General features: G+C 44.7%; 23 protein-coding genes. 14 read left to right on the forward strand and 9 right to left on the reverse strand.

Annotation, left to right across the window (positions count from 1 at the left end; all coding sequences use genetic code 11):
• The first annotated feature begins 1 nt into the window (after position 1).
• From alr to H6571_11700, 3 genes are read left to right on the forward strand one after another with little or no spacing between them, the layout of a single operon-like run.
• Positions 2-1153, forward strand: coding sequence for an alanine racemase (gene alr, locus H6571_11690; protein MCB9324388.1), 1152 nt, complete (start codon positions 2-4; stop codon positions 1151-1153).
• 14 nt (positions 1154-1167) lie between these two features.
• A complete protein-coding gene (locus tag H6571_11695) occupies positions 1168-2238 on the forward strand; it encodes an alanine racemase (protein ID MCB9324389.1) in 1071 nt (356 codons plus the stop codon).
• 54 nt (positions 2239-2292) lie between these two features.
• Positions 2293-3120 (forward strand): methyltransferase domain-containing protein, encoded by an 828-nt coding sequence (locus H6571_11700; GenBank protein MCB9324390.1) that lies wholly within the window; start codon positions 2293-2295, stop codon positions 3118-3120.
• Between the two features lie 12 nt (positions 3121-3132).
• Here H6571_11700 and H6571_11705 read toward each other — a convergent pair whose 3' ends face one another.
• Positions 3133-3927 carry a class I SAM-dependent methyltransferase gene (locus H6571_11705; protein ID MCB9324391.1) on the reverse strand — a complete coding sequence of 265 codons (795 nt, stop codon included), beginning with the start codon at positions 3925-3927 and terminating at the stop codon, positions 3133-3135.
• Positions 3928-4019: 92 nt separating this feature from the next.
• On the opposite strand from H6571_11705, the gene H6571_11710 reads away from it, so the two are divergent.
• Entirely contained in the window at positions 4020-4202 is a 183-nt protein-coding gene (locus tag H6571_11710) for a hypothetical protein (GenBank protein ID MCB9324392.1), read from the forward strand.
• Between the two features lie 60 nt (positions 4203-4262).
• Here the strand turns inward: H6571_11710 and H6571_11715 are convergent, their stop codons facing one another.
• The 7 genes from H6571_11715 to H6571_11745 form a co-directional block, all read right to left on the reverse strand.
• On the reverse strand, positions 4263-4721 hold the full coding sequence (locus tag H6571_11715; protein MCB9324393.1) for a hypothetical protein: 459 nt from the start codon (positions 4719-4721) through the stop codon (positions 4263-4265).
• 35 nt (positions 4722-4756) lie between these two features.
• Entirely contained in the window at positions 4757-5530 is a 774-nt protein-coding gene (locus H6571_11720) for a ParA family protein (protein MCB9324394.1), read from the reverse strand.
• Between the two features lie 308 nt (positions 5531-5838).
• On the reverse strand, positions 5839-6264 hold the full coding sequence (locus H6571_11725; protein MCB9324395.1) for a hypothetical protein: 426 nt from the start codon (positions 6262-6264) through the stop codon (positions 5839-5841).
• Positions 6265-7047: 783 nt separating this feature from the next.
• The gene (locus tag H6571_11730) at positions 7048-7929 is read right to left on the reverse strand and encodes an NAD(P)-dependent oxidoreductase (protein MCB9324396.1); all 882 of its coding nucleotides are present in this window, start codon (positions 7927-7929) and stop codon (positions 7048-7050) included.
• 86 nt (positions 7930-8015) lie between these two features.
• Entirely contained in the window at positions 8016-8930 is a 915-nt protein-coding gene (locus H6571_11735; GenBank protein MCB9324397.1) for a WD40 repeat domain-containing protein, read from the reverse strand.
• A gap of 74 nt (positions 8931-9004) precedes the next feature.
• Positions 9005-10801, reverse strand: a complete 1797-nt coding sequence (locus H6571_11740; protein MCB9324398.1) for a BamA/TamA family outer membrane protein — start codon at positions 10799-10801, stop codon at positions 9005-9007.
• A 65-nt stretch (positions 10802-10866) separates the two neighbouring features.
• On the reverse strand, positions 10867-11796 hold the full coding sequence (locus tag H6571_11745; GenBank protein MCB9324399.1) for a LysR family transcriptional regulator: 930 nt from the start codon (positions 11794-11796) through the stop codon (positions 10867-10869).
• A 417-nt stretch (positions 11797-12213) separates the two neighbouring features.
• Between H6571_11745 and H6571_11750 the strand changes: the two genes are divergently transcribed.
• The 9 genes from H6571_11750 (at position 12214) to sucD (ending at position 19844) form a co-directional block, all read left to right on the forward strand.
• The gene (locus H6571_11750; GenBank protein MCB9324400.1) at positions 12214-12684 is read left to right on the forward strand and encodes a DNA starvation/stationary phase protection protein; all 471 of its coding nucleotides are present in this window, start codon (positions 12214-12216) and stop codon (positions 12682-12684) included.
• Positions 12685-12920: 236 nt separating this feature from the next.
• Complete coding sequence (locus tag H6571_11755; GenBank protein MCB9324401.1) at positions 12921-13580, forward strand: peroxiredoxin; 660 nt, start codon at positions 12921-12923, stop codon at positions 13578-13580.
• 68 nt (positions 13581-13648) lie between these two features.
• Positions 13649-14356, forward strand: coding sequence for a VOC family protein (locus H6571_11760; GenBank protein ID MCB9324402.1), 708 nt, complete (start codon positions 13649-13651; stop codon positions 14354-14356).
• A complete protein-coding gene (locus H6571_11765; GenBank protein MCB9324403.1) occupies positions 14313-14696 on the forward strand; it encodes a VOC family protein in 384 nt (127 codons plus the stop codon). Before H6571_11760 ends, H6571_11765 begins: the two co-directional genes overlap by 44 nt.
• A 143-nt stretch (positions 14697-14839) precedes the next feature.
• Positions 14840-15265: an acyl-CoA thioesterase gene (locus tag H6571_11770; GenBank protein ID MCB9324404.1), complete on the forward strand. Its 426-nt coding sequence runs from the start codon at positions 14840-14842 to the stop codon at positions 15263-15265.
• A gap of 720 nt (positions 15266-15985) precedes the next feature.
• A complete protein-coding gene (gene carA / locus H6571_11775) occupies positions 15986-17095 on the forward strand; it encodes a glutamine-hydrolyzing carbamoyl-phosphate synthase small subunit (protein ID MCB9324405.1) in 1110 nt (369 codons plus the stop codon).
• 59 nt (positions 17096-17154) lie between these two features.
• Complete coding sequence (gene eno, locus H6571_11780; protein ID MCB9324406.1) at positions 17155-18438, forward strand: phosphopyruvate hydratase; 1284 nt, start codon at positions 17155-17157, stop codon at positions 18436-18438.
• A gap of 67 nt (positions 18439-18505) precedes the next feature.
• A complete protein-coding gene (locus H6571_11785) occupies positions 18506-18823 on the forward strand; it encodes a hypothetical protein (GenBank protein MCB9324407.1) in 318 nt (105 codons plus the stop codon).
• 148 nt (positions 18824-18971) lie between these two features.
• Entirely contained in the window at positions 18972-19844 is an 873-nt protein-coding gene (gene sucD, locus H6571_11790; GenBank protein MCB9324408.1) for a succinate--CoA ligase subunit alpha, read from the forward strand.
• Between the two features lie 390 nt (positions 19845-20234).
• On the opposite strand, the gene H6571_11795 is transcribed toward sucD, so the two are convergent.
• Entirely contained in the window at positions 20235-22385 is a 2151-nt protein-coding gene (locus H6571_11795; GenBank protein MCB9324409.1) for a peptidylprolyl isomerase, read from the reverse strand.
• A 487-nt stretch (positions 22386-22872) separates the two neighbouring features.
• On the opposite strand from H6571_11795, the gene H6571_11800 reads away from it, so the two are divergent.
• Positions 22873-24072, forward strand: coding sequence for an alpha/beta hydrolase (locus tag H6571_11800; protein ID MCB9324410.1), 1200 nt, complete (start codon positions 22873-22875; stop codon positions 24070-24072).
• Positions 24073-24133 lie beyond the last annotated feature (61 nt).

The following is a 24133-nucleotide window of genomic DNA, read 5'->3' on the forward strand; positions in this document are numbered from 1 at the left end:
AATGTTTAATACTTCTCAAATTGAAATCAGCCGATCAGCGCTGGAGCACAACCTGAAGTTTATCAGAAACTTCATTGGCCAGAAGGTTTTGTACTCCTCAGTAGTGAAGGGGAATGCCTACGGGCACGGAATCGAAATTTTTGTTCCCCTGGCCATGCAATGCGGCGTCAATCATTTTTCGGTTTTCAGCGCAGATGAAGCTTTGCGCGTCCACAAGGTTACCGATTCAGCATGTACGATCATGATCATGGGGGCGCTGGATAATGACCAGATGGAATGGGCCATCAAAAATAATATTGAGTTTTTTGTTTTTGAGTTGGACCGGCTGCAAAACGCCATAACCATTAGCCAAAAAATGGGGACAAAGGCCAACATTCACATTGAGGTGGAAACGGGAATGAATCGTACCGGATTTTGCGTCAAAGCCATGCCCGAGATCATGAAACTGCTTAAAAAAGAAAGGGAACATCTCAATTTACGGGGTTTGTGCACCCATTACGCAGGGGCGGAAAGTATTGCCAATTTTTACCGCATCAAAAATCAGCAAAAAACTTATGCAAAAGCGTTAAAAAAAATGGCTTCCGACGGGCTGTCTCCCCAACTGCGCCATACCTCCTGTTCCGCGGCCACATTGAGATACCCCAAAACACAACTGGACATGGTACGTATCGGCATTCTCCAATATGGATTTTTCCCAAGTAAGGAGGTGCTTATCGATTATATGATCCGGAATAATGAACATGATTATCCTTTAAGACGCCTTATCTCCTGGAAGACCACGGTCATGGATGTAAAATCCGTAAAAACGGGAGAGTTCGTGGGATACGGTACTTCCTACCTTGCGAATACAGACATGAAAATTGCCACCATTCCGGTAGGCTACAGCCACGGATTCAGCCGCGGTATGAGTAACCAGGGGAGAGTGCTGATTCACGGGCAGCGCGTCAGTGTGGTAGGAACAGTGAATATGAACATGATGTCCGTTGATATTACCCATGTGGAAAATGTACAAAAAGGTGATGAGGTCGTCCTGATAGGGAACCAGGGAGACCTGGAAATTTCAGTCGCTTCATTCAGCGATTTCAGTGACCAGATCAATTATGAATTGCTGACCAGGTTACCTTCCGATATTCCCAGGAAAGTTTTTGTTTAACTCAATCCATTATTATGGCATTTATAAGACTATATAAATCGCGTTTGAAAATCAATTATGATTATCTCAATAAATTATTTGAAACAAACGATATCGACTGGGCAATTGTCACAAAAATGCTCTGCGGAAACGAGGCATTTTTAAGAGAAGTGCTCGATCTGGGGATAAAAGAGGTGTGTGACAGCAGGCTTAGCAACCTCAAAACCATCAAATCCATCAATCCCGAAATTCAGACCGTTTACATCAAACCGCCCCCGAAAAGGAGCATCAAAAAAGTGGTCAAATACGCCGATGTGAGTTTTAATTCAGAAAGCTCAACCATCCAGCTCCTTTCAGAGGAAGCCGTCCGCCAAAACAAGGTCCATAAAGTGACAATCATGATCGAACTCGGAGATCTCCGGGAAGGCATCATGGGAGAAAATCTCATCAAATTTTACGAAAAAGTCTTCGAACTTCCCAATATAGAAATTGTGGCTATAGGTGCTAACCTGAACTGCCTGCACGGCGTAATGCCCTCCCAGGATAAGCTCGTCCAGTTAAGCCTTTATAAACAACTGGTGGAAGCCACCTTCAATAAAAAAATCAAGTGGATTACCGGGGGGACGTCTGTGACCCTGCCCCTGATTTTCAAACGACAGGTTCCCAAAGCCATCAATCATTTCCGTATCGGGGAAACCTTGTATTTTGGGAACAACCTGGTCACAGGTAAAACCATCAAAGGTATGAAATCAGGGGTTATGCGGCTCTATTCCGAGATCCTGGAGATTACAGAAAAGCCCACAATCCCGGTGGGAGAACTAGCAGAAAACCCTTCCGGCGAAATGTTCGAGATCGATGAAACCCAATACGGCAAAACCTCCTATCGTGCCATCATTGACGTCGGGTTACTGGACATTTCCCCGGAATATCTCATACCCGACGATCCGCAACTTCAGATCGTAAACGCCAGTTCCGACATGCTCATCGTAGACCTCGGCAAAACTCGCCGCAATTATAAAATCGGCGGAATGATCTCTTTTAAGCTCAAATATATGGGCGCTTTGCGGCTTTTGAATTCCGATTATATTGATAAGGAAATCGTTTGAGTCATTCCGCAAAAACAACACCGGTTTTTACATTTTTTTATAAAAATTTCCACCATGACTCATAAAGTAACCCACTCCATGGAAAAAGACAATCATTCTTCCGACAATCATTCGTCCCCGACAGGGCTCCACCAAAATCTTCCGGTGGGAATTTACCAAAAAGAGAGTGATTCCTTATCCGAGGCCACCTTAAAAACCATACAAAAAATGGTAAAACTGATGCCCAGGATAAAAAAGAGCAGTAAGGTGCTGATCCTAGGGTACACTCATGCCCCGGCCGCCCGGTTCCTGGAGCAAAAGTACCAATGCAAAATAGAGTGCCTGGTTTCCGAAGAAGCACTCCAGAACAAAAGCAGACAAAACATTCCATCTGAACCTTTGGGCGACCGCATCAATGTTACCATAGGACGTGCAGATGCCCTGACTTTTCCCGGGGAAACTTTCGATGTGGTATGGTCGCAGGACGTTTTTTGGAGTAATCCCGAGAAACGGAAGGTCTTCCGGCAGATTACCAATGTACTCAAACCAGAAGGTCGCCTCATATTTACAGACATCATGAAGGGGGAGCAATGGTCCAAAACTGCCTCAGAGGAACTTCCTGAATGGTTTGACAGCGAAATATTGACCACCTTAAAATCATATCAATTGCTTGCCGGTCGGGTTGACCTGGAAAAAGTTTATATCCGGGAAATGTCCCCCCAATTGTTAAAACACCATAGCGTATTATTAAACAAAGCCGAAGCCGACCTTCCCGGAATGACCGAAAAAAGTGAAAAGGCCCTGGCCGACAAATACATACAGGATCTGAAAAAATGGATCACCGCCGTGGAAAAGGGATACCTTACATGGGGTATTTTACAGTTCCAGAAACGCAATGTTTAAATAAATGCTGCATCATTTCTTCCTGCCCACGAGCGAATAGACCATCGGAATTTTATCGCCCAGGTGTTTGATCCTGAACTTTCGCTCCCCTATCTGCTCAATAGGACTAAAGCAGGCATAGGGAGAATAATCGTATTCTTCAAACTGGAGCAGTTCAATTCCTTGCCTGATCAGGCTGCTCATCACTTCTGCCAGTCCATGATTCCAGGAAACACTTTCCGTTTTCAGATGCTCCCCACCGTCGGTATAGGTACCCTGATCAAATTCTACGATAGGCTCATCCTGGAAATACCGGTACTCAACTTTTGAAAAAGCGTCATCGAACATCCACACCACGGGATGAAATTCGGCAAAAATGAACTGCCCCCCGGGTTTGAGAAAACGGGAGACAACGGCCGCCCATCGGTCAATATCCGGCAACCAGCCGATGGTTCCGTAAGAAGTAAACACAATGTCAAATTTTTCCTCAAGGTGATTGGGTAAATCATATACGTCACAACAAATAAACCTGGAATCCAGGCCCAGCTGTTCATTGAATTTCCTGGCGGCCTCTATGGCCTTATCCGACAGATCCACGCCGGTTGTCTTTGCACCCATTCGGGCCATCTGCAACGTATCCTGTCCGAAGTGGCACTGCAAATGTAATACTGTCTTGCCTTTGATATCTCCCAGTATATTCAAGACGATATCGTCCAGTGGGTTGGCTCCTTCCAGGAAAGCTTTATTGTTGTAAAATTCTGACTCCAGGTGGACCTCTGTGCGTTTATTCCAGGAGTCCTTGTTTTTTTTCAGGTAGTTTAAAGCCATGGTTGATGTAATTTTTCAATTAATTTTGGGAAACAACCTTTTGGTAATCTTTACTTCCAATTATTTCCATTGTTATCATAATTTAAACCAATATGCGGGTAGAAAGAGTTTCAGATGGTTTCAAATGGTTTCAGTCAGTTCTCAAGGACTTCGACATGCTACTTGCTAACAACATTAAAATGATTTTAATTTCAAAAATGGCGGGTATTTTCAAAATGGAAGGAAAATTGAATATAATGCCTTTAACAACAGCTGATGGTGAAATAACAAAGTGACCCCAACAAAAAATGAAATGGACTATTATTATCATTTCATGAGTGCCCGGACGGAGGAATTTATTTTCCCCTTGATTTCAGGTACTCGGCAACGATATCGCGAATGATATACTTGAGGTAGGTTTTTTCCATTTTGGCGATATCCTTAAGTTGCTCTACCTTTTCTGCATCGAGCAGGATGGTGAGGCGGCGGGCATCTTTATCTGCCTTTCGCATCTGTTTCGGATCGATGGTGCTGCGGATGAGGGAATCGAGTCCGCCGAAAGCCTTGCGTTGATTTGCTGAGGGCGTTTCTCCTTTTTTTCCGGTGAGCTGATCCTTGACTTCTTCTTCAAAGGCTTCTGACAACAAAGATTCCAACCCGGAGGCAAATTTTTTGGAAGCGGCAGACTTTCGGAAGGCCCCGGCCTTGTGTTTGGCCGACGTTGATTCAGTCTTTTGCTCAACAACTTCCTCCTTAAAGAAGTCATCCCCGCTGAAAAGACTGTCAAAGCCTTCTGAAAATCTTTTTTTACTCATATTTTGGTTGCTGGTTGCTGGTTACTTGTTACTTGTTACTGGTTTACCTTGTTAGCATCATCGTCCATTCTTTTCAAAATTTCTTTACATAAATTCAGAAAATCTTCTGCCCCGATACTCTTCGGACTGTACTCAAAAATATCTTTTCTTTTCGCAGGCGCCTCGGCAAGGGTTACATTATCCCTGATGATCGTTTCAAAAACAAGCGGCCCAAAGTATTTCTTGATCGTTTTTACAACGTCTCGGTTCAACACCTTTCTATTGTCGTACATCGTCGCGATGACTCCGCCAATTTCCAGTTGTTTGTTGAGGCGAAATTTAACTTTTTGGATCACCTCCTTGATTTTTGCCAATCCCTGCAATGCCAAAAATTCTGTCTGCAAAGGAATAAATACCTTGTCACTGCTGGTCAATGCATTTAAGGTCAACAACCCCAATGATGGTGGACAATCGATCAGTATGAAATCATAATTATCCTTCACCGGTTCAAACAATTCTCTAAGAATGTATTCTCTTCCTGCCTCATTGACCAACTCCATTTCCGCCCCCGAAAGATCGAGCGTGGAAGTAATGATATCTAAACCATTCTTTATAGTATAAGGTTCCAGTTCTGACTCCCCGCGAATAGCTTCATAAATGGTATTCGGCAGGCGTGGAGCCCCCAGGGATAAAGATAAATTGGCCTGAGGATCCAGATCGATCAATAAAACCCGTTTCCCCAATTCGACAAGACCTGCCCCAATACCAATGGTACAGGTCGTCTTTCCAACGCCCCCTTTATGATTTAATAACGAAATGATCTTTCCCATGAATTGCGCGACTATTGATTTTTTTTTTTAGATGTTCAATCCTTTCTACCGGATCCGGACCTCCGGATCGGCGACAGCAACAAAGATGCAAAGATAGTTTAAAATAACCCAGTATGGAGGCGAGCAATTTCAATCAACGGGGGGGTGTTCCAAAATCTTTGCTTCTCGCCAAGGCGCCAAAATGCAAAGATTGGATTATCTTAATAAAAAAATTATACTATTTACTTTGATGCACTTTTTTGAACAGCCTCATCAATGGACAGAATAATTACCCCAATTCCTTTGACGTCATAATTATTACCTGAATCTTAACCTTTAACTGCCTTATACTCGTGCTTCACGAATCCGTGTCTGCCCTGAATAGAAAGCACCAGCTTGTCTTTAGTCAATTCCAGGATTTGCCAGCGAAAATCAGCAACGGTTAAATCCTTTCCGGTGGATTGTCCATTGTATTTTTCAAATACGATGCCCACGCGGGTTGAGTCCTCATTAAATGCCCAGCGGCCAACGCCGGAATTATCATTATCATATTCCTCGTAAGTGCCGTCGACTTCAAAAACGCGATATTGTATATTCGCCGGGTCTGCAGTGCCGATGGTTCCCCCCTGGTAAGGGTCTTCCGAAGATACAAATGCCCATTTCTGGCAAAACATGGAAGTCTTCTCAGATTTTTCACATTTTGAGGCCATGAATAAAATCCCTAAAAGTACGGGAATCAACATTTTAAATTTCATAATAAATTATTAATGAAGTGGTTAGGAAAATCATTATCACAAAATCACGTTTAAAACGTGAAATAAATATCCTTTTGCTACTAACTACCGTGTAACAAATGTTTTTTTATTTTTTAATAAGTCCCCAAACACAAATTTTTCACTCAGATGGAACAACGTGACATATCCTACCTCTGGTCGGTATTCCGTAGATGGAACACCCCGTACCAATGGTCGGGGCAAAACGCAGAATAAAAGGATTTTTCCTAAATATTTCAGCGATAATCTGCGAAATCAGCGTGACAAAAAAGTATCGGAATAGAACATTTAAACTATATAAATAAACTTTCGTTAAAGTGTACTAACTACCGTGTAGCAAAAATAATCGCTTTAAATCAAATTTCGATTGCCCAGTGCTTTAGTGCTGAGATAAATATCATCAAAAACCCTGGCCGTATTGATTTTGAACATTTGACCGCTGACTATAATCAGGTGCAGCGTCCTGGCATCGTATGCGGCGGACAGGCTACCGCAACATTCTCTTTTAGGTTTCGGTGCGCTGCACCTATTATAATTTTCGGCGGTTATTAAATCAAATTCAATTTGGCCTTGCCAATAAACGACCATCAAAAAGGGCTGAAAGCCCTGGAGCTTTGTTTTTTTTTTTGTTTCCTGCGCCTCCTCCTCCTGCGTCAGGCAGGCTAAAGCACAGGGCGATGTAGGACCTTTTAAAAAATTAATTCCCGGCGAAATTTGTAAAATTTCTCCATTCAAAAACTATAATAAATCTTTTGTTCCACAGGACTAACGTTTTCCATCAAGAAATTTGTGAATGGCCGCAAAATCCAACCTACCCAACCCTTCTTTTTTGGCATTGGCAAACAGCTCCTTGGCAAGGTTGGCCAGGTAAAGAGGCTGGTCATTTTCATAAGCCGTCAGCGTTGCCAGGTGGAGGTCCTTGTGCATCCATTCCAATGGAAATTGCACTTCGTAATCCTCCTGGCGAATCATCTCCGCTTTGGCTTTGGTAAAAGGCGCCGCCACGACCAGGTTGGGGATAACATTGAGCAGAAAATCTTTGTCAAGGCCCATTTTTTCACCCAATAAAATGGTTTCCGAAAAGATGAGCATGGATTGCGCCAGCATGGCATTCACCAGCATTTTGAATGAGGCTCCTTTTCCTGTTTCCCCGATATGTAATACTTTTTGCCCCATAAATTCCATCAATGGCCGGACCTCCTCCACCCTTTCAGACCTTCCGCCAACAAAAAACGTCAATTCAGCATTTTGAGCCTGTGGTTTGCTGCCGGCTACCGGGGCATCCAGGAACTGAATGCCATAACCTTCTGCCACGGTATTAGCCTCCAGGCTGAAAGACGGGTTTACCGTTGAACAATCGATCCAGATGGATCCTTTTTTCATATTAGCAAGACATCCGTCTTCCTGGAGCATTACTTCCCGCACTACATCGGGGGTCGACAACATACTAAAAACATAATCAGCTCCTGCAACGGCCGCCTTTGCGGAAGTAGCATTGCCCGCCCCGGCATCTTTCAATTCGAGCCCGGGCCCCTCTGATCTGTTGTAAACCACAAGATCAACTCCGTTTTTCAATAAATTGGAGGCCATACGACTGCCCATAATGCCCAGCCCGATAAAGGCTACTTTACTGTTTTTATTTTCCATGACAACATCATTTTGGGTGATAATAATAGTAAAAAATTCAGCGGTTAAATGTTCAAAATGATTTTGTGACCACAGCTAACATCCCGTTACCCGATAATCTCCCAGGCCTTGACCGAGCGATCATCTCCTGTGGAAATGAGGAGAGATTTGTAATCGCTCCAAATAATTTTATTGACAGATTTAGTATGTCCTTCCTCCTCGGGTTGGGCAATGGTATACAATAGATCGAGCGTGGCGGCATCCCATATTTTGACCGATTTATCCCGGCTCGCCGAGGCAAGATATCGACCATCCGGACTCAGTGCGATGCCGTAAATGGCATATTTGTGAAACTGGAATCCTTTGCGGAACGCATAATCGTTCTCCGCATCCCAAAGGACCAGGTTGGCATCCCTTGAGCCCGACAACAATTGCCGGCCATCTTTCAGGTATTTCAGTGCATTGACGGAAAAGTCTTTTAAATGACCGTCCAGTTTATTTATTTCGCGAAAATCGGTCAGATCGATGACCCGGATAAAACCATCCTCGCAGCCGATCACCATTTCCTCCCGGTGCGGGTGAAAATCGATGCTACGCAATTTAAAATGGCCCAGGGACTTTGTCTCCAAAAGCGAAAAATCTTTTGTGGACCAGACGGAAAATGCCCCATCGGCGGATAAAGCGATGAAAGCCTCTTTATTGGGTAAGATTTCGATTTCAAAAATTATCTGCTGGTGATGTTGAAGAAACTTTACCTCTTCTCCTTTATTCAGATCGATCACATGAATGCCGCCGGTATAATTTCCTGCCAGCAGAATATTCTGTTTACTGAGCAATTTGAGTGCAAAGATACGTTCCGGCATATTCATCAATACCCGGCTTTTACCATGATCCTGAAGATCCCATTCCAGTATGAGATGATCCGCTCCGGCCGTATAAATTATATGAGGGGCCGCACCTTGTTCAAGTGCATAAACGGAAGCTCTGTGCCCTTCAAAGTGGGCCACTTTTTTTACTTGCATTTTTTTTCCTTTTACTTTCGTAGGAATGGAAGTAAAGTAACACAATTCCCTGAGCCTTCCAATAAAACTTAGCACTAAAACAAACTGACAAATCCGAAATGAACTTTAGGTTCCCCAAAATCAATGGGATTGCCCTTTCGGCTTCCGTATGCCAGGCTGATGCCAAAAATGCCGGCTTTGGTTTCAAAGGTAAGGCCCGCCCCAAAGCCGTATGGCAGGCTGATGGTTTGCTCAACGTTCTGCACGGTCTCCTCGTCCACCCGCGCCAGGTCACCAAAAACATACAGGTACCCGTTGCGGTCGAGCAACAAACGATACTCGAGGGTGGAAACGACAAAATTCGTGGCAAAAACAGATTCTTCATCAAAACCCCGCAACAGGCGGTTACCGCCGATGCGGTATTGCTCATTGGCCAGCAGCTTATCATCCGACAATAAAATGCCGGTCTGTAGGCCCGCTTTGACGGCTCCCGTTTGACCGACCGGTAAATAATAGGCTGCCTGTGCCTCAATCCGGTACTGAAAGGATCGGCTCACCAGGGCGTCGTACAACTCCCCCAGTCCGGCGCTTTCGATGAGGCTGTTCCGTCGGAGGTCGCGGAGGCCGGCTCCCGCGCGGAGGCGGACAGAAAATCCACTCCGGGGATTGTAACGGTAATCCAGCCTTTCCAGGGCGTATTCCAGTCCAAGAGTCGTTCGGGTGATGTCGAGGGTATCCGGCAACCGCCCGGAAACCTTAATACTTGCAGTATCCACGGAAAGCAGGTTGGATACGTGCTTCCCGGCATAAGCTTTCAGGTAATTGTTTCCGCTGAAACTGTACTTCACCCCTGTTTCATATTTTATATCGATAAAGTTGGTGTCCCGCCGATACAGTTCAAAAGTAAAATCAGCCCCAAAAGGCAATTTCAACAGGTAGGGATAAGCAAAGGAAACCTCCACTTGCTGGGTCTGCGGTCTGAGTTGTTCAAATTGCAAATAAATTTCCTCTGCCTTTCCGAATTGGTTCTTAAATTCAGCTTCAAGGGATCCGGTGATCAATACTTTACCCCTTTTTTGTTTGTCAGGCAGCACGCCGATGAGGAAATCGAAGCGACTGGCATTTTTCTTTTCCAACTCGAGGTGTACGGTGGCAAAACCATTTTGGAAGGTCACGTAAGGATCTTTTTTCAGCCGTACAAATGGAAGTTCCTGGAGCCGGTTTTTTGCCTGGAGGATCTTTTCCCGGTTATAGGGTGTGCCCTCTTTCAATCCAAGATAAAAACTTAAGTATTGGACAGAAATGTCCGCTTCCCCGGAAACCTCCAATGGGGACAGCCGGATATAAGATTTTTGATCCAGGAAAAGCTGAGCATTGATGACCCCGTTTTCGGCACTGATGCTGTCGAGCCAGACTTTCGCAAAAGGGTAGCCGTTGTTTTCCGCAAAGGTGAGCAGGTCATCCATCAGGCGGGTGACTTCCCGGGTGGAGAAGCGTTTATTGCGAAAATTTTTCTCCCGGAAGCCCACCTGTCCGAGCCATAACGGGCCCACATTACCATCCGACAAACGCGCCCATTCGTAGGGAGACCCAACATGTAAAAAGACATAAACCAAACTGTCGCGAAAAGCGATGGAATCGGCAGAAGCCTCCAGGAAAGCTTCTGCTCTTAAGCGACTGACGATACTGCGTATTTCACTGAAAACCGCCAGGGAATCCGGCTGCTCTTTCTTGTACTTAATATGTTCTTCCACGAACCCGTTTTTATCCGACAGGGGCAACACCTGTAAGACATACCTCCCGGGCTTTTGTGCATTCAGACGGCCGGCCGGTAAACTTCCGATCAGTAAGAACAAAGCGATGAATGGTATGTAGGATCTTTGAAGAATCATTTAATTAGTATAATGGTAAAACGGGTTTTATGTTGTATAAAAATACCGAACATTTTTGTTGCCTTTTATCGCCAGTTTACCCTTAAATACCTTTTTTTGGAAAGCATACTTTTGGGAATATTCGCCAGGATTTCCGTCCGCATGGAATCGATCAGGGCTTCTTTGGCAAAACTGTTATGAACCACCAGGCTGACCTCTCTAACCGGTTCCGGGGTTTGAAACCGCCTGATCTGTCCCTTGAAATTGCATTGTTTGACCGCAAGTTCGGGCACCAGGGTGTATCCAACCCCTTGTTTTACGAGATTCACCAGGGCTTCGATGGAGCCACTTTGATAATCAAAATTAAGTCCCGGCGCGTGTCCGTGATGCCCGCAGATATTCAAGGTCTGATCGCGAAAACAATGCCCGTCCGTAAGCACAAGCAATTGCGACAGGTCCAGGGCTTCGGCTTCGATGGCTTCCTTGCCTTTTAAGGGAAAGTCTTCCGGAAAAAAAGCGAGAAACGGTTCGTTGAACAGGGGGATTTCCCTGATATCATGTTCCATCACAGGAGTCACCAGCAAACCAATATCCAACAGATCGTTTTTCAGCCCGTTGAGAATATCCGTTGTTTGTTGTTCCTGGATGATGAGTTTCGTTTGAGGATTAACCTTAATGAAAGCCGGCAAAAAAAGCGGCAGCAGGTAAGGTGCCAGGGTCGGGATAATGCCCAGCCTAAAGCTGCCTTCCATCGATTTCATCTGGTTGGAAACCAGTTCATTCAATTGTTTGACCTCCCGGATAATCTGCCGCGCCTTGAGCAAAATTTTTATGCCGGCATTGGTGGGAACCAGTTTCTTTTGGGATCGATCAAAAATCTGAACCCCAAATTCCTCTTCCAGTTTTTTGACCTGCATGCTCAGGGTAGGCTGGGTCACAAAACAATGTTCAGCAGCTTTCACAAAATGACGGTAATTGTCCAGGGCGACGATGTATTCCAACTGTTGTATGGTCATGTGCTGATGGTTTGATAGGTTGATCTTATGATGCTATTATTCTCTGATCCTTTTTTGGTTAAAAATGTAAAACTTTAAGGGCTAAAAATTGTTTTTATTTGCATAACTTTAAGACTCAATTCCGACCAACACCTATTTGATCCACACCCTTTTTTTGATTTATTTCCTGGCGCAAACCGGAAGCCGTTTTGGATCATGATTACATGGCATTTAAGGGAGTTAAAGAACTGTAAATCCACTTCACCAATGGCTGTTTCATGAAAGTTTCGCGCCCCTAATGTATAAATAAAATCTATATCGACATAGAAACAATCAATTTGATTTATACTGATGCGTGGCGTATTTTTGTATTATTAAATCAGCAAAGCCCGAAAAAAAAAAATGAATTCAAAATAAACACAAAAATTATCTAAACAAATGATGCAAAACACAATAGGAATTAACCAGGTAGCAGCGAACAAACTGGTCACCCAGTTAAATGATTTGCTTGCCAATTACGAAGTGTATTATCAAAATTTACGCGCATTCCACTGGAACATTACTGGTCCGGGATTTTTTGAGCTTCATTTAAAATTTGAAGCATTGTACACCGCAGCGAATACCTCCATCGATGAAATTGCCGAACGAATCCTGACTCTTGAGGGGCAACCCTTACATACTTTTACCGACTTCCTGAGTGCTTCCACAATCAAAGAAGCCAAAGGACTGACCACTGCCGGTGCAACGGTACAAACCGTTATCGAAAATCTAGGAACACTCATTGCCATTGAGCGTGACCTTCTCAAAAATGCTGCTGAAGCGGATGACGAGGGTACCGTTTCCATGATCAGTGATTACATCAAAGCCCAGGAAAAAGAGGTTTGGATGTTGCGTTCTTATGTTGGATAAAATTCATAAAAACTTAATATCAGGCCAGCCAAACACCCAGGGAAATGTAAAATGTAAAATGATAAATTTAAAATTAAAAGTGCTGATTTTCAGCGCCTTACAAGATTAGGCATGTCAATTTATTTTTTCATTTTTCCTAAAGGAAAGTCAAAGATCAAAATGCAAAAGATCACATTTGAAGGTTTCGACTTCCCGACCATTTTTTATTTTTTTAATTTAAATTCAAACACATTAACATGGAAAATCAAGAAGTAATGGCAAACACCATGCCTCGTATCGGAGATCAGGCGCCTGATTTCACCGCCGTAACCACCAAAGGAACCATCAAATTCTCCGACTATGCCAAGGACAAATGGTTGGTTTTATTTTCTCACCCTGCTGACTTTACTCCTGTTTGTACGACAGAAATGAGTGGTTTTGCAGAAAGAAAAGGCGAATTCGACGCCCTGAACACTGAACTGATGGGATTGAGCATCGACAGCATCCACGCCCACCTGGCATGGGTAAATAACGTGCATAAAAACACCGGCGTCTATTTTGACTTCCCGATCATTGCCGACATCGACATGAAAGTGTCCAAGTTGTATGGCATGTTGCAGCCCAATGAAAGCGAAACGGCTGCGGTAAGAGCCGTATTCTTCATCGACCCTTCCAAAAAGATCAGACTGATCATGTACTACCCGCTGAATGTTGGTCGTAACATGGATGAAATTTTGAGGGTCCTGGAAGCGCTGCAGGTATCGGATGCCAATAAAGTGGCCATGCCGCTGAACTGGAGAAAAGGCGACAAAGTCATCGTTCCTCCACCAAAAACCCTTGTTGAAATGGCCGAAAGAAATGCTAACACGACATACGAAAAGGTCGATTTTTACCTGTGTAAAAAAGATCTGAATTAAATTGACCAAAATAAGGCGGATCCGTAGCAACGGGTCCGCCATTTTTTTTCTGACACAAACCCTATTACATGAAAATCAGGAAGCTCACCCTCTTCACCTCCAGGCTCAATGAACAGATCAACTTTTACCGCGACACCCTGGAATTAAAAATGCTCACCAGCGGAAAGGATTTTGCCGAATTTCGTGTCGGCAGTTCCGTGCTGCGGTTTGAAGGTAAAAGAGGAGCCACGCCATATCACTTCGCGTTTAACATTCCGTCCTACCAGGAAAATGACGCATGGCAGTGGCTCAAAAATCGACTCGAAATCATTCCTTTTGACACACAGGAGATCATTCCTTTCGAAAACTGGAACGCAAATGCCATCTATTTTTACGATGCCGAAAAAAACATCGTCGAGTTCATTGCCCGCAGAAACCTGGGCTATGAAGATTCCATTCCTTTCTCTTCGGAAAGCATTGTGGAGATCAGCGAAATCGGCGTTCCCTTAACCGATATTATTCCGGTACACGAACACCTGACCGCCGAGTTAAGCCTCCCGGTTTACTCCGGCTCAACCGAACGTTTTTGTGCCATGGGGGACGAACGCGGATTGTTCATCCTGATCAACACCCATAAAAAAAGGGAATGGTTCCCTTCAGGGGACAAGGCCATCCCTTCAGATTTCAAAGCCACTATCTCCCACCAGGGACAGCAATACGGCATCAATTTCCACAACGAAATCCTATTGACCCATGAACTTAAATCAAATCACCATTCCTTCAACGAATTTGTTTAAATCCGTGCCCTTTTATCAAAAACTCGGGCTACAGATGATCGTGGATTCAGTCCCCCGTTATGCCCGGTTTGTCTGTCCCGACGGGACGACGACGTTCTCCATTCATCATTCGGAAAAAATGGCCTCCGGCGGGGAAGGCATACAGGTCTATTTTGAATGCGACGACCTGGAGCAGGAAGTCAACCGTCTCAAAGCCGAAGGGCTCGAATTTGAGCACGACCCTGTGGACCAGGTCTGGCTCTGGAAAGAAGCCCGGCTCAGGGATCCAGACGGCCACCTGCTCGTGTTATACCATGCGGGAACGAATAGAGTGAATCCGCCTTGGAGGGTCGAAAGTTAATTCCGTTCAAGAGGATAGAGGAGCATTTTAGGTGGTAACTTTCAGCTTTGAGGGTCGGCTTTTTTATATATTTGGAAAAGCTTCGAAGACCGGGAAGATTTTGGCCAGCACATTTTTTAAATTTACAGAACATCAGCATATCTATGGACGCATTAAACCTGAAAGATTTCCCTTCCATCACTTTTGACAAGATCCGGTACGGGGATACAGACCGCCAGGGGCATGTGAACAATGCCGTTTTTTCAACTTTCCTGGAAACGGGCAGGGTTGAATTATTATTCAATGCAGGGCCGTCTTCTCTTTCCGGGGAGACTGGTATGGTCATTGCCTCCCTCAAACTTAATTTTCTCAGAGAAGTTAAATGGCCCGGCAAGGTCGACATCGGAACAGGAATCATTAAACTTGGTAACAGCTCTATCACCATTTTTCAAAAAATATTCCAAAATGAAGTATGCGTGGCCACTGCGGAAACGGTGATTGTTCAGGTGGACAATACCAGTGGTCAGAGCAAACCCTTGACGGATAATGCGAGGAAAGCTTTAGAAAGGTTTTTGATTATGGAAAGCTGAAAAGAGCATAAAAATAAGCCCGCAAGGACATCAGGGTGGTTGATTATTAGACTTCCGATGGTGGCAGCTTTAAGCCTTGACCATCGAATTCTTTTTTTGTGGCATGCATCAGCCATCAAGGTCTGCCAATACCTTTCCTGTCAAATTGGTTTTGACCATTTAACCGCCGAATATAATCAGGTGCAGAGCACCTTAACCTTTGTCACCAAACAAGGGGGGAAGAGGATTCAAGGTGCAGCGCACCGCAACCTAAATCTCCGACCATAGAAAAAATGTTGCGGTAGCCAGTCCTCGGCATATGATGCCGGGGCGCTGTACCTTAAATTGATTTTAGAATCTTTTTACAACAAATTTTTAGGTCTTGCCTGGCTGCCAGACAGGTGCTCTGTACCTATTATAAATTTCGGTGGTTGAATTAAATTATAAGCCATGTAAAGCCTTCCATCGGTGCCAGCAGGATTTTCTCAAAGGCAGTACATCCGTTAAAATCTGCCCAACCCGTTTTATCAGCGCTCCTCAATTATTTTGAACACAGATCAGGTGGATGGAAGGGATTTTTACTGATTTATAGCCCCCCGATGGCCATTTGATCGTTTTGTATCGTGCCGGAGCAAATCGGATCAATCCAACCTGGAGGGTTAAGGTTTAATTTTTCGTTTTTTTCCCTAATTACTGCCTCGTTTTAACGGTCTTTCTTACCTTTGCGGCAAACATCAAAAGATGAATCTTAACGAGCAACCCAAAGCAGTATTACTCCTGGAAGACGGAACGGTTTTTCATGGAATCGCTGCCGGAAAAATAGGCACCGCCACCGGCGAAATTTGCTTCAATACCGGAATGACGGGATACCAGGAAATTTTTACCGATCCCTCCTATTTTGGTCAACTGCTTGTAACGACGAATGCACACATCGGTAATTATGGCATCAAAACCGACGAAGTCGAATCGAACAGCATCAAGATCGCCGGTTTAATTTGCAAGAATTTCAATATCGATTATTCCCGCCAGCAGGCTAATATTTCCATCCAGGAGTATTTTGAAAACGAAGGACTGGTAGGCATCGCTTCGGTAGATACCCGCGAGATCGTTCGGCACATCCGCCATAAGGGCGCGATGAACGCGATCATATCCTCTGAGGAAACGGACCTCAAAAAATTAAAGGCGATCCTGGCTAAAGCGCCTTCCATGGAAGGGCTGGAGCTGGCCTCCAAAGTAAGCACCGCCGAGCCATATTTCCTGGGCGATGAAAAAGCCGCTTACAAGGTGGCAGTCCTTGATTTTGGGGTCAAGAAAAACATCCTGAACAACCTGACCCAGCGCGATTGTTACCTGAAAGTTTTTCCGGCCAAAACGACCTTTGAGACCATACAGGAATGGCAACCTCACGCCTACTTCTTATCCAACGGCCCCGGCGATCCGGCGGCTATGGATTACGCCACCGCCACCGTAAAAGCCATCCTGGAGACGAACAAACCCGTTTTCGGCATTTGCCTGGGCCACCAGATCCTCGCCAAGTCAGTAGATATTCCGACTTATAAAATGCACCATGGCCACAGGGGCATCAACCACCCCGTCATCAACCTGGTGACCGGAAAATCTGAAATTACCAGCCAGAACCATGGTTTTGGGGTCAGCCCTGATGCCATTGAGGCGGCAACGGATATTGTGGAAATTACCCATCGCAACCTGAATGACCATACCATTGAAGGCATACAGATAAAAAACAAACCGGCTTTTTCCGTTCAGTACCATCCCGAAGCCTCGCCCGGGCCTCACGATTCTAATTATCTTTTTGATAATTTCCTGGACCTAATCAAATCACAGCATTGAGCAGACCAAAAAGAATTAATTAAAGACAGTTTTATTTCATCAAAAACAAAAAATAAGTCATGAGTGAAATAGTTGACCTTCGATCCAGAGAAATTCTCGATTCACGCGGAAACCCAACCGTGGAAGTAGAAGTGGTTACCCAAAGTGGTTTCATTGGCCGCGCTGCTGTTCCTTCCGGAGCTTCAACGGGCGTTCACGAAGCCGTAGAGCTTCGCGATGGCGACAAGAGCCGTTTTCTCGGTAAAGGTGTGCTCAAGGCATGTAACAATGTTGAAGAAATCATCTCTGAAGAATTATTGGGGATCAGTGTTTTCGAGCAGCGTTATATCGATAATATAATGATCGAGCTGGATGGCACACCCAACAAAGCCAAACTGGGGGCTAATGCCATCTTAGGCGTTTCACTGGCAGTGGCCAAAGCAGCTGCAGGCATTTCGGGTCAGCCATTGTATCGCTACCTGGGAGGTGTGAACGCACACGTGCTGCCAGTACCGATGATGAATATCCTGAATGGAGGATCCCATGCCGACAACAGCATCGACTTCCAGGAATTCATGGTCATGCCCGTGGGTGCCGATTCCTTTTCCCAGGGATTGCGCATGGGCGTTGAGGTATTCCACAGCCTGAAAGCCGTTTTAAAAAGCAAAGGTTATTCTACCAACGTAGGAGACGAAGGAGGATTTGCGCCTAATATTAAATCCAACGATGAAGCCATCCAGATCGTACTGAAAGCCATCGAATCTGCGGGATATCGTCCCGGCGAAGATGTGTTCATTGCGCTCGACCCTGCTGCTTCTGAATTTTACCTGACCGAAGAAAAAATGTATCACCTGCATAAATCAAGCGGGGACAAACTGACTTCTTCAGAAATGGTCGGTTTCTGGAAAAACTGGTGCGAACAATACCCGATCATTTCCATTGAAGACGGTTTGGCCGAAGATGACTGGGCTGGTTTCAAAGAAATGACTAACTTGTTGGGCAATAAAATCCAGATCGTGGGAGATGACCTGTTCGTGACGAATACTGAAAGACTCCAAAGAGGCATCGACGAAGGCATTGCCAACTCGATCCTGATCAAGGTGAACCAGATCGGTTCCCTTTCTGAAACGATCGATGCGGTAAATCTCGCGACCCGCAACGCTTATACTTCAGTGATCAGCCACCGTTCCGGCGAAACCGAAGATACAACTATCGCGGATATCGCAGTAGCTTTGAATACCGGACAAATTAAAACCGGTTCAGCTTCGCGCTCTGACAGAATTGCAAAATACAACCAGTTGTTGAGAATCGAAGAAGAACTGGGAGATTCAGCTGTTTACCCGGGTAAGGCTTTAATCAGCTAAACCCCACAAGTAAGGGAGCAAGAATTCCGGGATTTCCTGAAATTCAAATGTTTAAAAATCAGCGTTTATGGCGAATAACAATAATCCTCTGCAACCCTTGCTCGACAAGGTTCCCGGACCATTAAAAAATAAATATTTTTTGGTCCTTGCCGCCTTTTTTGCATGGATGATCTTCTTTGACAGGCACGATCTTTTAACGGAATGGCGCTTGCAAACGACAGTCAACAAGCTGGAAGCCGACAAACTATATTACATCAAGCAGATCAAATTGGCCAAACAAAAGCGAATGGAACAGGAAGTGAATGAGGAAAAATTTGCGCGGGAACGCTATTTTATGAAAAAGCAGGGCGAGGATGTTTTCATCATTGTGGAAGAAGATAAATAATGGTTTCAAGATGGTTTCAAGTTGTTTCAAGATGGTTTCAGGTTGAGCGCAGCGAAATCCCGGACCGACAGGATGGGATGGTTTTCAATCAGTCGTTATTCGATACTTTTTAAAATTAAATATTGAACATTGTAAATAATAATAGCTTATGTCAGTTCTTGTTAATAAAGATTCCAAAATTATCGTACAGGGATTTACGGGTAAGGAAGGCACTTTCCATGCGACTCAAATGTTGGAATATGGTACCAATGTAGTAGGTGGAGTTACTCCCGGAAAAGGAGGAACCTTACACCTCGACCGTCCCGTTTTCAACACCGTTGCCGATTCAGTGAAAGAAGCCGGTGCCGATACCTCTGTCATTTTTGTTCCACCTCCATTTGCGGCTGATGCCATCATGGAAGCTGCTGAAGCTGGGATAAAGGTGATCATTTGTATTACCGAAGGAATTCCTGTGCAGGATATGGTAAAAGTTAAGGCTTACCTCAATAATTACGATTGTCGTCTGATCGGCCCTAACTGCCCCGGAGTCATTACGCCTGACGAAGCAAAGTGCGGCATTATGCCCGGATTTATTCACCGCAAAGGCAAGATCGGGATCGTTTCCCGTTCCGGCACATTGACTTACGAAGCGGTTGACCAGGTCACCAAGGCCGGTATGGGCCAATCCACCTGTATCGGTATCGGTGGAGACCCTATCGTAGGCACCACGACCAAAGATGCCGTTGAATTGCTGATGAACGACCCTGACACGGAAGGAATCATCATGATCGGCGAAATTGGTGGTAGTATGGAAGCCGATGCAGCGCGTTATGTTAAAGCACACGGCACCAAGCCTGTCGTAGGTTTCATCGCCGGTCAAACGGCTCCTAAGGGACGTACCATGGGACATGCCGGAGCCATTATCGGTGGATCCGACGATACGGCGGAAGCGAAGATGAAAATCATGAGGGAATGCGGCATCCATGTCGTTAATTCTCCTGCGGAGATCGGGGCCACAATGGCCCGGGTTTTGGGAAAATAAGCCCGCATTGATTGCAAATAAAACATGAGCCATTCCCGAATTTTATCTGATCAGATGAAATTCGGGATTTTTTTTATAAAAAGAGCTAATCCGCAAAACCTGCCTCCTTCCTCTTTTGCCATATATAAACAAGTTATCTCTCATTCACAGAATTGCAATATAACCTAATAAATTAAATTAGAATTATTAATGTGATGATACATTCTATAAAGTGATATGAAATTAATGGGGATAGTCTTCATCATATCCATGAACATTTAAAGCGAATATTTTTGTTACACGATACTTATGCCTATACCGTAACTGCGTCTGCAGGCAGGTTTTACATTAAAAAAAGGCCCGACCTGTATACCAGGTCGGGCCTTTTTTTAGCTCATGCTTTACTTTCTGTTAATAAAAAGTAGCACGATTATCCTGAATATTAGCTTTAGACTTAATGGATTCAAAAAGCTGACCCGCCACTTTGCCGCGGTCTTCCCGTTGCATGGTCTGGCGAATTTGCTGTAAGCCGTTAGGGGTGGTTACAGCAGGTTTGTTGATCATTTTGACGACATAAACGCCTGTGCTTCCTTCTATAGGTGCAGATACGCCTCCATTTTCGAGACCAAAGGCCGTCGCCACCACTTTAGGCTCGCTGCCCAAACCGGTTACAAATGGCGCTTTAAATGAAACCCCTGAAACAGAATCTACCGGAACGCTGTATTTTGCGGCTACGGCCTCCATATCCATTCCCTTGATCTGGTTCATAATCATCTCTGCACGCTTCTGATCCAGTACAATAGGTTGAATTTGATCTTTAATATTTTCAGCAGCAGGAACGCCTGCTTTCTGTACCGCTTTCAAAGCTACGGCAACATATTTATTGTCGTAAAAGAAAGTTTGGTCTTTAAAGGTGTAAACAACATTGGACACATTGCCTTTTTTAGCCGAAAAGCTCCACTTTACAATATCACGGGCATCATCTGTAGCTCCGAGAGATCCGACAGTATAATCGCTGGATTTCAGAGGTGCTGTTGTTTCAACCGTAAGTTCGGGATCCTCATTGGCCGCTGCTACCATTTCCTCCAGTGTGCGGTGCAGGCCTACAAAAGCATTGGCTTTTTCATAAGCAGCATTCCTGGTATCTTCGCTGGGAACAATATCTTCAGTAAGGTAAGCTAACTGAACGCCAGGATTGTTGTTGATGAATTTTTTACCGGTAACCTCCACAAGGTGCAAACCAAACTGAGTGATTACAGTGTATAATTTACCTTGTTCTGCTTCATAAAAAATCAGATCATTGAATGGCTTCACCATAGCTCCTGGGGCAACATATCCAAGATCTCCTCCCTTTGAAGAGGTTCCGTCTGTACCAAAAGCAGCAGCCAACTCTGCAAATGTATTGGTTCCATTCTCGATCAGGGTCTTAAGACTGTCGATCGTTTTCTGGGCCGCTGTAAATTCTTCAACGGTACTTACCGGACGCAAAATATGGCGGGATTCTACTGAATCAGGAATGATTTTACGGTCGCGTACTTTTACGATTTTGTAAACGCCATTTTCTTCGTAAGGACCATAAACATCTCCTATTTCGAGGTTGAACACCGTATCTTTAATGGCTTCACTCAAATCCGCTTCTTTAAAATAAGTCTGGTCAATGCTTCCGCCGTATCTCAGCACGTAGGCAGAATCTTTTGCTGCAGTGGTGATCGCCTTAAACTCCTCAATACGCTCGACAAGTTTTTTCTTACACAAATCACGGTCACTATCGGTGGCGCTCACATTGAAAGCAACAAAACTCAGGACTCTTGATTCTTCATCCTGCTTCAAAAGGGCTGCATTTTCTTTGATGTAAGCTTCATAATCTTCATTGGAAAGGCTTACTTCCGTAGGGTCGATTTCATCGTAAGGGACTTTTACAAAAGAAAACTCGATCAATTGGTTTTGATCTGCATACCCCATCTGTGTCATCCATCCCGGAGCATACATGGCCTTTTCTACCAGACTGTTGATTTTTGTTTGCAGCCTGTCTTTACGAATTTCATTTCTCTGGTGTTTCCAGTAAGCAGGAAATTGCGGACTCAGCTGACCGGCATCAATTGCTTGCTGGATACGATCTTCGTCAATCGTCTGTTTGATATCATTGAGACGCTGGCGATCCACCTGTCCGGGAGCATTCGGGTTGGAAAATCTTGAAACAATGATCCTGCTTGGGTTGGTTCCAAATTCAAGGTCATCCAATTCAGTGGGGCTGATGCCCAGGCCGAGTTGGTCAGCTTCTTCTTTCACAAGAACCTCTTCTACAAAATAGTTCCACAAATAATTCCGGCGACCGTTTACGTCACCCGTTGAGTTACTGTACAACAAGCTGTAAGCTCTTTCAAATTCCTGTCTGCTCACCTTCTGTCCATCAACTTTTCCAAGATCGAACTGACTGCCGCCCTGGCCTCCGCCACGCTGCTTAGCCGTAAAATAATCCATGAGAATGAATCCCCCGAGGCCAATACCTATCATTACGATCAGTATCCATGACCTTTTTCTAATCTGTCCAATTAATGCCATTATTTATTACTTTTTAAGAAGATATTTTTAATCTTTTACTGATACCCTGGAATTCGGTTTTTCCAAACGGATTGCAAAGGTAACACCTCTTTTGAAAAAATCCATGCAAAATAAACGCTTTGGCATATAAAATCAAAATTTTCAGGGTTTTATAAGACTAATTATGAGATCGCCAGCAAATAATCATGTCTTTTGGGGAAAGAAATCCACGGAGAACCTATCCGAACTGGCTATAACAAATATTTTACAAAATGTCCGTAAGGTGAAATAGGCAATGTTTAAAAATAACTTCTTCATTCCCATCCGTTCCGGCCTGGTCCGATTTAGTCGTACTTATTGCTTATTGGTTTTGAATTTAAATAATAAATCGCGAACTTGTCTGGCGCTGATTACAAAGGATAAAGACAACGTTTCACCCTCAAAACAAACAATAATGAGCAGGCTGGAAAATTATTTTTCATTTATCGTTTATTTCATGATCATCCTGATGGCTTCCGTCAACATGTCGCTCGCCCAGGCTCCTGATATGGAAAATATGCATTTCGTTCAGATCGACATTCCGCAGCATGGTATTATTGAAGTGGCTCCTCCCCTTCCCATGGACGGCAGGTTGCCGGATGGAACGGTCCTTACCATCAAAGCCACCCCCGCTGAAGGATATGTTTTTGATGGAGGATATTATGCCATTTACGGCACATGGGGAAAATTATATTTTGAATCCATGACCCCGGAATTCGAGGTCGTCATCGACCAGGACAAAACCCTTGGAGCCTCATTTATAGAAAAGAAAGCCCTAGAAGGATTCAGGGTCATCCAAAATGTGGAATACGCCCAACCCGGTGAAAAGCTATTGAAATACGATGTTTTTACGCCCGAAGGAGCCATCGGGCTGCCGTGCATCATCATTATCCACGGAGGCGGATGGTCAATCAATACGGAGGATATCATGCGAGGCCTGGCACGGGAATTGGTCAGCACTGGAGATTATGTTGTATTCAGCATCGACTACCGCTGGATAAGCAACCTGGACGGAGACCAGGAACCCAACCAATTGGTCGATATCATCCAGGATGTTTATGGCGCAATATGCCATATCCAGGAGCATGCACAGGAATACGGCGGCGACCCTGGTCGCATTGCCCTCACCGGAGATAGTGCGGGGGGACACCTGTCTGCTGCTGCTGCCAATTTTGCAGACAGGATAGGGGACGGGGGATTCGGCGGCGATGACGGAGTTTTCGAATTTAACCCCAGTTACCTGCCGGAAGGCAAACCTGTCGGGGAAGTCCGCAGGGATATCCTGAACGCGATCAGGGCAGTGGCTCCAAGTTATGGCGTATTTGGCGGCCCGCTGCTCAAAGCCTTTATGGGCGGAGCTTCGGAAGAATATTTCCGGGCGATAGCTCCCATCGAAAACATCCCCGATGTGAAGGACAGAAATATCCCACAATATCTGTTACGCGGAACAAATGATTTCCTGATCCAGAACGAGTCTGTCCAGGCATATGCCGATGCGTTGAAAGCCGCAGGTCAAAAAGTCATTTATGAGCAGGTGGAGGGAGCCGGTCACGCTTTTTTCGACTGGAAACCCGATAGCAATACCAAAGAGGTTTTCTTACAATATGGTGTGCCCTATGCCGCAAAAATGAAAGCTTTTTTCGACGAGGTTTTTTATCCAAAGGAATGATCAGGCTACAGATTCCGCGTGCAATTTAAAATCGTCCAGAATGGCCTGCCATCTGGTTCGT

The organism is Lewinellaceae bacterium (genome assembly GCA_020636105.1).
Lineage (GTDB): Bacteria > Bacteroidota > Bacteroidia > Chitinophagales > Saprospiraceae > BCD1.

Bases quoted from the DNA above. Each gene is read 5' to 3' on its own strand.
- H6571_11715 (MCB9324393.1), bottom strand. From the start codon at position 4,721: ATGAGTAAAAAAAGATTTTCAGAAGGCTTTGACAGTCTTTTCAGCGGG.
- H6571_11730 (MCB9324396.1), bottom strand. From the start codon at position 7,929: ATGGAAAATAAAAACAGTAAAGTAGCCTTTATCGGGCTGGGCATTATG.
- sucD (MCB9324408.1), top strand. From the start codon at position 18,972: ATGTCAGTTCTTGTTAATAAAGATTCCAAAATTATCGTACAGGGATTT.
- H6571_11750 (MCB9324400.1), top strand. From the start codon at position 12,214: ATGATGCAAAACACAATAGGAATTAACCAGGTAGCAGCGAACAAACTG.
- carA (MCB9324405.1), top strand. From the start codon at position 15,986: ATGAATCTTAACGAGCAACCCAAAGCAGTATTACTCCTGGAAGACGGA.
- H6571_11765 (MCB9324403.1), top strand. From the start codon at position 14,313: ATGAACTTAAATCAAATCACCATTCCTTCAACGAATTTGTTTAAATCC.
- H6571_11705 (MCB9324391.1), bottom strand. From the start codon at position 3,927: ATGGCTTTAAACTACCTGAAAAAAAACAAGGACTCCTGGAATAAACGC.
- H6571_11740 (MCB9324398.1), bottom strand. From the start codon at position 10,801: ATGATTCTTCAAAGATCCTACATACCATTCATCGCTTTGTTCTTACTG.
- H6571_11700 (MCB9324390.1), top strand. From the start codon at position 2,293: ATGACTCATAAAGTAACCCACTCCATGGAAAAAGACAATCATTCTTCC.
- H6571_11795 (MCB9324409.1), bottom strand. From the start codon at position 22,385: ATGGCATTAATTGGACAGATTAGAAAAAGGTCATGGATACTGATCGTA.
- eno (MCB9324406.1), top strand. From the start codon at position 17,155: ATGAGTGAAATAGTTGACCTTCGATCCAGAGAAATTCTCGATTCACGC.
- H6571_11710 (MCB9324392.1), top strand. From the start codon at position 4,020: ATGCGGGTAGAAAGAGTTTCAGATGGTTTCAAATGGTTTCAGTCAGTT.
- H6571_11770 (MCB9324404.1), top strand. From the start codon at position 14,840: ATGGACGCATTAAACCTGAAAGATTTCCCTTCCATCACTTTTGACAAG.
- H6571_11725 (MCB9324395.1), bottom strand. From the start codon at position 6,264: ATGAAATTTAAAATGTTGATTCCCGTACTTTTAGGGATTTTATTCATG.
- H6571_11745 (MCB9324399.1), bottom strand. From the start codon at position 11,796: ATGACCATACAACAGTTGGAATACATCGTCGCCCTGGACAATTACCGT.
- H6571_11720 (MCB9324394.1), bottom strand. From the start codon at position 5,530: ATGGGAAAGATCATTTCGTTATTAAATCATAAAGGGGGCGTTGGAAAG.
- H6571_11800 (MCB9324410.1), top strand. From the start codon at position 22,873: ATGGCTTCCGTCAACATGTCGCTCGCCCAGGCTCCTGATATGGAAAAT.
- H6571_11755 (MCB9324401.1), top strand. From the start codon at position 12,921: ATGGAAAATCAAGAAGTAATGGCAAACACCATGCCTCGTATCGGAGAT.
- H6571_11695 (MCB9324389.1), top strand. From the start codon at position 1,168: ATGGCATTTATAAGACTATATAAATCGCGTTTGAAAATCAATTATGAT.
- alr (MCB9324388.1), top strand. From the start codon at position 2: ATGTTTAATACTTCTCAAATTGAAATCAGCCGATCAGCGCTGGAGCAC.
- H6571_11760 (MCB9324402.1), top strand. From the start codon at position 13,649: ATGAAAATCAGGAAGCTCACCCTCTTCACCTCCAGGCTCAATGAACAG.
- H6571_11735 (MCB9324397.1), bottom strand. From the start codon at position 8,930: ATGCAAGTAAAAAAAGTGGCCCACTTTGAAGGGCACAGAGCTTCCGTT.
- H6571_11785 (MCB9324407.1), top strand. From the start codon at position 18,506: ATGGCGAATAACAATAATCCTCTGCAACCCTTGCTCGACAAGGTTCCC.